Annotated in this window: 7 protein-coding genes; 4 read left to right on the plus strand and 3 right to left on the minus strand. The window is 64.5% G+C overall.

Annotated features, from left to right (window positions below; genetic code table 11):
* Window positions 1-504: 504 nt before the first annotated feature.
* The gene (locus tag ACLQ2X_RS28170) at window positions 505-795 is read left to right on the plus strand and encodes a barstar family protein (RefSeq protein WP_350815077.1); all 291 of its coding nucleotides are present in this window, start codon (window positions 505-507) and stop codon (window positions 793-795) included.
* Window positions 796-956: 161 nt separating this feature from the next.
* Here ACLQ2X_RS28170 and ACLQ2X_RS28175 read toward each other — a convergent pair whose 3' ends face one another.
* Window positions 957-1,487 carry a hypothetical protein gene (locus ACLQ2X_RS28175; protein WP_350815079.1) on the minus strand — a complete coding sequence of 177 codons (531 nt, stop codon included), beginning with the start codon at window positions 1,485-1,487 and terminating at the stop codon, window positions 957-959.
* Window positions 1,488-2,091: 604 nt separating this feature from the next.
* Between ACLQ2X_RS28175 and ACLQ2X_RS28180 the strand changes: the two genes are divergently transcribed.
* Complete coding sequence (locus tag ACLQ2X_RS28180) at window positions 2,092-2,364, plus strand: hypothetical protein (RefSeq protein WP_387190472.1); 273 nt, start codon at window positions 2,092-2,094, stop codon at window positions 2,362-2,364.
* Window positions 2,365-2,443: 79 nt separating this feature from the next.
* Here the strand turns inward: ACLQ2X_RS28180 and ACLQ2X_RS28185 are convergent, their stop codons facing one another.
* Window positions 2,444-3,043: a hypothetical protein gene (locus ACLQ2X_RS28185; protein ID WP_425684108.1), complete on the minus strand. Its 600-nt coding sequence runs from the start codon at window positions 3,041-3,043 to the stop codon at window positions 2,444-2,446.
* A 1,026-nt stretch (window positions 3,044-4,069) separates the two neighbouring features.
* On the opposite strand from ACLQ2X_RS28185, the gene ACLQ2X_RS28190 reads away from it, so the two are divergent.
* Window positions 4,070-4,606, plus strand: coding sequence for a DUF6985 domain-containing protein (locus ACLQ2X_RS28190; RefSeq protein WP_425684109.1), 537 nt, complete (start codon window positions 4,070-4,072; stop codon window positions 4,604-4,606).
* Between the two features lie 33 nt (window positions 4,607-4,639).
* Window positions 4,640-4,822 (plus strand): hypothetical protein, encoded by a 183-nt coding sequence (locus ACLQ2X_RS28195; RefSeq protein WP_425684110.1) that lies wholly within the window; start codon window positions 4,640-4,642, stop codon window positions 4,820-4,822.
* Window positions 4,823-4,844: 22 nt separating this feature from the next.
* Here the strand turns inward: ACLQ2X_RS28195 and ACLQ2X_RS28200 are convergent, their stop codons facing one another.
* Entirely contained in the window at window positions 4,845-5,708 is an 864-nt protein-coding gene (locus ACLQ2X_RS28200) for a hypothetical protein (RefSeq protein ID WP_425684111.1), read from the minus strand.
* Window positions 5,709-5,943 lie beyond the last annotated feature (235 nt).

Below are 5,943 nucleotides of genomic sequence, written 5' to 3' on the forward strand. Positions count from 1 at the left end.
AAGATCGCAGCACCCACCATGACGCGAACAACGATCATCAATGCTCAAGGATCTGCAACCATGCACGAGGTCGTTAGTCCCGGCCCGCTGCTGTCACCGTTGCTGTCGGCAGCAGCGGTGACAGTCCGCTTACGATCCTGGCCATGATGGAATCGGGATTCTGGGCAGTCGGCCTGCTGGTCTGCGCGGGACTCAGCTGCCTCTTCCTGGTTGTCGCCGTAGGGCTCCTCGCGGCCTGGTGGAAGCCAAAGGATTGATGCACCCGCCAGCCCTTCGCTTGCACCGTCAGTTTGGAAGGTGCATAGCCTCAGCTTGGGAATCGGGTTGATCTACACGGTGGGTAGTTGCAGCATCAGGGATCGCTACCGAACGTTGATCGTCGGGTAGCTCACGTGTGCCTGTCGCCCCGTGTTGACCGCTGTGTCGGCACGGATCGGGCACGAGCCTTGCCCAGACGAGAGGCGCGTCGGTGGCGTAGCTGCCAGCAGGGACGGGTGAGGACATATGCTCTTGGAAATCGACGGCCGCGAGGTGCGAACCGAAGCCGACCTTCACCTACTCCTGGCCCGTGCTCTCGACTTCGGGCCGTACTACGGTGCGAATCTGGATGCTCTGTGGGACCGACTGAGCAGGGATGTTCCCCGCCCGGTCGCCGTGGTCTGGACTGACTGGCAGGTCAGTGAGAGGAATCTCGGAGCGAGGCGATTCGAAAGGATCTGTTGCCTCCTGCGAGCCGTGGAGGCCGAGGACCGAGAGGCCGGCCACGAGGAGCTATTCACGTTCGAGCTGCGATGACCTCTTCGTTTCGAAAGAACCATCGGTGCCTGCCGGCCTGGAGCAACTAGCGGCCTGTGCTGACTGTCCGCTACGGTCCGCCAACGTCCAGCCCGGTGCTTTTCGATCGACACCCAGTTAGCCACCCGTCAGGGTGCGGCGTGCACACGTTCATCCTTGGGCTACGAGTACGGCTCGAAGGTGGTTGGCAGGACCTCACGGAGGTAGTCCAGCGAGCTGATCCTTCCGGTGCTGCCCAGAGCATCCAGCAGTAGGTCCAACATGCCGCCTGGATAGCGTTCCCCGGTCCTGCCGCGAATGTCGGCCACCACGCACGTCCACGTGTCGGCGGGCTTGCTGGTCAGTTCCCAGCAAAGCTCAAATTCGCCGTTGACCGTCCCCCAAGCGAACAGTTCGCCCAAATTGTTGCCGAACCTGTAATAATCCTCGATGTCATTGGCCAGGTCGTTACGGGCTAGAAGTTGTTCGACGTAGACCGTGGGGCTCTCGCTGTAGTCCCACTCGTACGGGTGGAACACCTGAACGAAGTCGAACGCGCCCGGAGGGAACCGCTCCACGTACTGCCGAAAATCCGTCGGGAATTGGTGACCGAAGGCAACCTGCAACGACGACCAGTCCGGGCGGTACGGAGATCTGCCGTTCCAGCCGACCATCGCCGCCAACTTGTCAACCGTCGCACTCGCACCCGTCACGCTCGCATCTTTCCAGCCAGCGGACGGCTACTGCCACAGCGCAAGCTCGGCTCATCCGCAATCCCGTAAGCCGCCGACCCGCCCTCCTGGGGAGCGGGCCGCCGTCCGGCCCGCTACGTCAAGCGGACCTTGACGGCTCGCACGGACGCTGGCGGGCCCGGCGGTGGTCTGCTCGGCTCGCCCGGGCCGTCGGCTGGCGGGATGGCCCTGCGCAACCACCCCACGGACCGCAACACGCCGACGGAGCCCTGGCCATCCTGGAGGCGTTGCGCCCCCGCCGGAGGCGCAGTGACCGCAACCGGTCCGCCGCCGCGACTCGCCGCGCGAACCCGGCGTGCCCTTCCCTGCGCCACGCTGCTCGGGCGCGCCGCGGCCGGCTGCCGGCCCACGAACTTAACCACTCTCGGCGCTACCGTATGCGGCGGCCCTCCGGCGTCCCGCTCTCCGCCGGCCGCCGGGCGTCAGGCGTGACGGCCGCAGAGCGACAGCGGCAGCGGCCGGCGCGCGCCGAGGCGGCGGCGCGTGCGGCCCGTTGCGGGCCGCCTTGATAGACGTACAGAAAGTCCTCCCACACCGGCCGGCAGCCGGCTGTGCCGTCGTCCGGTTGACCTGTGACGGTTTGGCTTCACATGATGTGCGCGCCGCCCACGGCGAAGCCATAAAGCTCCTCACAATGGGCCGATACGTCGACGGCCGACGCCCCGACGCATCGCGCATCAAGGTCGACGAACATCTCGCCCAAGTCACCATGCACTGTGGCCAGTCATTCGGGCACCAGCAGTGGTTCCTCTTCGACACCGTGTGGGCGGCCGCTCACCCCGACCTGGCCCAATCACTGCTGCGCTACAGCAACCACTGGGATCCACTCAAGGACTGAAGGCAGCCGAGCCATCAGCTCCGACCGTCGGGACGAGCGAATGCTGATCGGGCATGCGGCCAGCGGCAGATGAGGACGGTCATCGGCTCGAATGGGTGCCGTAGGGCGGGGTGGCGTGGATGCCCATGCCGTACTCGTATCGCAAGCCGGCGTCTGCGATGAACTGCGCAGCGTGCGGCAGCACGGGGCGAGAGCCGATCTTGCTGACGGCCATCCGGCGAATCACCCGATTTAGCCTGCCGGAGGCGCTTGTGACCGCTGCCCAGTTCCATGCGGCGGGATCACCGAGTCGCGGCACGGCGGTCGCCCACGCCGAGGCACGCTTCTCCGAGTTGTGGTTGCTATGGCTCCATCGCACCTCCTGCGCCCCAACGGGGCCGCCGTAGTAGAGCTGAACTAGACCCCAGCCTTCGCAGCAGTACCGGAACGTCGGGCCTCCCGGCAAGCACGGAAGCAGGTCGATCCGCCTAGCTATAGGCGCCGGCCCGCAGCCGACGACGAACAACGCCAGGTGCCGTCCACGTGGAGCAGCAGCAACTTCAGCGGCAGCCGAGAATTCCCGCAGCTCGTAGTCCGGCTCCGAGTCGGACTCGAAGACACGGAACAAGCCCAGATCGAAGAGGGCCTCGAGCACCGCGGACCAGTCGTCCTCTGCAGCATAGAAGTCCAAGTTCGGCACGATCTAACTATCCCGGTCGGGGCAACACGACCGCCAACCAGCATCCGCTCACGGCTATGAGCGGACGTCGTCGGCCTATGAAGCGGAGCCGTCGGTGCTGACGCTTTCGGGCGCGCCGAAGAGGTCATCGCCCAGGAGGCGCTGGTCAGCGAGTTGCTGGTGGGATTCGAGTCTCAGCCCTCGGAATCACATCGACGCGAGCACGGCGCAAGCCAGAGTCATGCGTCGATATAACAGGGCCCTCTCGACCGGCGTCAACGGATCCCCGGCTGCAGCCGGCACCATCAGGACGGGGAGCAGCGCACCCTGACCACTTCGGTGTTCTCTTGGAGTTCACTGCCACTCGCTCGCCAGCATCGTCGCAGGTCACGGTGCCCCTCTCCGCCCGAAGCCAGTGAGCACTTCGGACACGGTGACCACTTCGCCACGCTGCACCCAATCTGCACCCACCTGCAAGGCTCGAACACTCACAAGGTCCTTACCGCCTTGAGCTGCGGATACTCCCCTACCAGGCGACATAGAGTGCCGTTGACTGCTGTTCACTGCCGTTGAGTGCAGTTGTGTGAAGCAGGACGCCGTACGGACTTTGACCTGCGGAAACGCGAAGCCCCAGGCAGGGGTGGGTGCAGTTGGGTGCAGTTGGGTGCGGTCAGATGCCGTTCGGTGCGGTTCAGCGCCGTTCAGGGCACCCTGTTGCTCCCAACCTGCTCCCCCGATCAGGGGCCCGCGGCCGGGTTGATGCCTCCAGGCTGTGTCGGACCGTCCTGCACGTCGTTCGTCAGACTCCGTGGCCGCATGCTCAAGCCGTCCTAGTGACGCCAACGCCCGCTCAGCAACCGTCGGGCTCAACTGCTCCCGATCCGCTCCCACGGCCCACTTGTCAACCCGACAAGTTCAGACATGCCGCGCCTTATCAGCGGCAGGTGAGGATGCCTTGGTCGGCGCCGGTCGTAGGTCGCGCGTTGTCTGCGGCAAGTGCGGATGTCTCATCAGAGTCGGTCCCACAGCGACCACTACGGTGAGGGTGTGCAGATTCCCGATCTCGGTATGGTGGTCAAGGACGCCGATCTGGGTTGGTATCGCAGTGCGCCGATACCGGTGCCGGTGTTAGGCGGCGGACCCTGCATCATCGTGGTCGACGGCTACGACGACGACCCGGCGCAGGAGGACTTCCACGCCGCGATTCGCAACTTCCTCGCGCTCGACCACTCGGCGCTGGTCGAGGCCGCATCGTCGATCTACGACTACTACCGCGACGCCATGGATGACGTCCTGGCCGATGACGACGACGAGTGGCACGTCGAGATCAGCGGCCCCGAAGACGTCCTGGCCCACGTCCAGCTCGGCAACGAGCCGATCGTCGTGCGCGACTCCAACGGCGATCAGCGCGTCTATGTCTCGGTCGAGTGCGAGTGCGCCTGGGAACCTGAGCACGGCCTGCAGATCGTGTTCCGCGACGGCGCCACGGTCACCAAGGTCGGACCGTACGACGGCCACCTCACCAACTCGGCCGCCCACACCAACGACGAACTCGATGGCGTCGTGTACCACCGCTTCCGGTGAGGACGCGCCGCAGGTTGTGGGTACGGCATCGGTGTGCGCAAGAACAAGGCCGTCCCGCTCGAGCTTCCCAGCTTCAGCAAGGTGAACCTGAGGGACTTCGCGAATCGACTGAAGGCGACAGGAGCGCAGCCGGCGCTCTGCCGGATTCAGAATGACGAAACCTGCGAGCCGGGGGCCCTGCCATCTGCCAAGATCGGATGCAGGGTCATCGGCTAGATGGGGCCTTCGGAGGGGCCGATCAGCCAGGCTCGCGGCTCGGGTCATTCTTGAAGGCCGCGACCATCTTTTCGAATGCCTGGACGTGCTTGCGGATTCGTACCGCGTCAATCTTTGAGTCTAGGAAGGGCTTGCGCTTGCCCACAAGAAGCACGTCCAGGGACTTCCCGCCGCCTTCGACCGGTCTCGGCATCGTCACGACGCCGGCGAGAGCGTTCGACTCGACAGAGTCGGGAAGGCGTGCTCGGAGCCAAGCGACCTGGTCCGTCGTGAACAGGTTGGTCGGGATTGAGAGCTTCTCAAGGTTGGTCAGCTCTCCGAGAGGCTGAATGCGGCCGTCTTCGACTCGCTTTGGGTGGAAGCTCAGTCTCTGCAGGCCGGTGAGTGCCGCTAGAGGCTCGAGCGTCTCGAATACAGACTTTCTCCAAACCGCGTCCCCGAAGACGACCTCCTTGAGCGCTGCGCCCTGTTCCAGGTCATCGAGCCGATGAAGTCGTGTGAAGTCCTCGAAGCAAAGCGCCCTAAGTTGCGGTGTTCGGCCCAGATTCCACAGGCGCAGTGACCTCTGGTTCCAGTAGATCGAGACCATCTGCAGACCGGCGATGTCCTCAAAAGGCGAGAAATCCTCGATTCTTGGGCACTTCCACAACTCGATGGCGATGAAACGGGATCCATACTCGGAAACGAGCCGCTCGAACGTCGTTTGGTCCAGGCCACTCACACGGAGGGCGACCGCGGTGTCGTTCTCATCTATAGCCGCGAGTTGAGATACATCGAACTTGCCGCCACCGACCTCGGGCAGGACCAGGTCCAGAAGCCAAGGCGGCTTTGGGTCGCCGCCACGACGCAGCTCCAGTAAGTCATTCGGTGGGAAAGTCACAGTCACCCTGTCAGATCGGCCGGCACGCTCACGCGCCCTACGCGCACGTCTTGGCGCACCGGCAAGCATCGCACTCAACTCGAGTTGGGCGTACGGGTCGGTCTGCAAGCCCCTGCCCTGCCCGCACCGTCATGCGATGATCTGCGCGCTGAACCGTGACCGGCCATCGCCCTGGGCTCAGGAGATCAATCGTGGGGTTCTTCGGCACCTACCTCTTCAACGGACACCGGTGGACGGCACA

The organism is Micromonospora sp. DT31 (assembly GCF_049841795.1).
Lineage (GTDB): Bacteria > Actinomycetota > Actinomycetes > Mycobacteriales > Micromonosporaceae > Micromonospora.